The organism is Lactobacillus sp. MRS-253-APC-2B (assembly GCF_012843675.1).
Classification (GTDB): domain Bacteria; phylum Bacillota; class Bacilli; order Lactobacillales; family Lactobacillaceae; genus Limosilactobacillus; species Limosilactobacillus pulli.
Genome location: NZ_JABAFO010000051.1, coordinates 1 through 652 on the forward strand (window position 1 = coordinate 1; position 652 = coordinate 652).

Consider the following 652-nt stretch of genomic DNA (forward strand, 5'->3'; position numbering starts at 1 on the left):
ATGGAAGAACTACATTCCTTTGATATTCGAGTCAGCAAACGGGCTAAGAACTACAAGATGCGTAAGAATATTAATCATAAGTTAGCCATGCTTCAACCTTCGACGTTCCGCAAACAAATGGAATATATTTATCAAGATCGTCATGGCCTGTTATTAGAAGTCAACACCATTGATACCAGTAAAACTTGCAATAAATGTGGATTTATCAATCATGATTTAAAATTCGAGAAACAATGGACGTGTCCGCATTGTCATCAAAAACTTGATCGAGACATTAATGCTGCTTATAACATTCGTGATTGGGCAGTAACCCCTAAGAAACATGCCGCTTTACAACAACCAGATCGTTTTCCTTATCTCAACGAAAAGAACATTGTAACAACTTTTTAGCATCAAAAAAGCCTCTTGAAGAGGCTTGAATTCAACATTTTTCAGAGGGTATAGACACACCCAAACTCAATAGTATTGCGTATCATAAGAGGTATGGCGTGGGTTTTGACAGGTACGTACGTTTTTAGTTATGAGTCTTGCCTCATGATTGAAGACTAACCAGTCTGTTAATAAACGTCCCATGGCGCATACGGAGTAAAGTCAGGTTGGTCCCGTGAGGGGCCATCGGAAACTCTCCCATCTTTGATGGGGAGTATGTCAT

Annotated in this window: 1 protein-coding gene; it reads left to right on the forward strand. The window is 39.4% G+C overall.

Annotated features, from left to right (window positions below; genetic code table 11):
• Nucleotides 1–390, forward strand: a 390-nt coding sequence (locus HF864_RS09385) for a zinc ribbon domain-containing protein (protein ID WP_169462718.1), incomplete at its 5' end; no start/stop codon positions are given.
• Nucleotides 391–652: the final 262 nt, after the last annotated feature.